The organism is Rhizobium sp. PRIMUS64 (genome assembly GCF_023006465.1).
In the GTDB taxonomy this organism is placed as follows: domain Bacteria; phylum Pseudomonadota; class Alphaproteobacteria; order Rhizobiales; family Rhizobiaceae; genus Rhizobium; species Rhizobium leguminosarum.
This window is the reverse complement of sequence record NZ_JALBGX010000408.1, coordinates 1-222: the sequence shown is the minus strand read 5'-3', so window position 1 is coordinate 222 and position 222 is coordinate 1. Positions and strand designations below refer to the sequence as shown.

General features: G+C 53.6%; 2 pseudogenes. One reads left to right on the top strand and one right to left on the bottom strand.

Going from position 1 to position 222, the window contains the following annotated elements:
- Positions 1–100, top strand: a pseudogene (locus MOV76_RS39785) (IS630 family transposase); the annotation flags it as partial.
- Positions 101–106: 6 nt separating this feature from the next.
- Here MOV76_RS39785 and MOV76_RS39780 read toward each other — a convergent pair.
- A pseudogene (locus MOV76_RS39780) lies at positions 107–222 on the bottom strand (IS481 family transposase); the annotation flags it as partial.

Here is a 222-nt window from a genome sequence, read left to right as displayed (position 1 = left end):
TGACACCTGGCGCCACATCGGACAGCTCGTCACAACCATCGAGCCCAGCGAATGCAGCAACTACTTCGCCAATGCCGGATATGCTTCCGTGAAAACCTGAAACGCTCTAGGTGTGGAGCCTCAACAGGTTGTCCTCGGTCAGGCCGAGTCTGCTGATTGGTGTATTATATTTTAGGCTGCCATGGGGTCGATGCCAATTGTAGCGATGGAGCCATTTTGGCA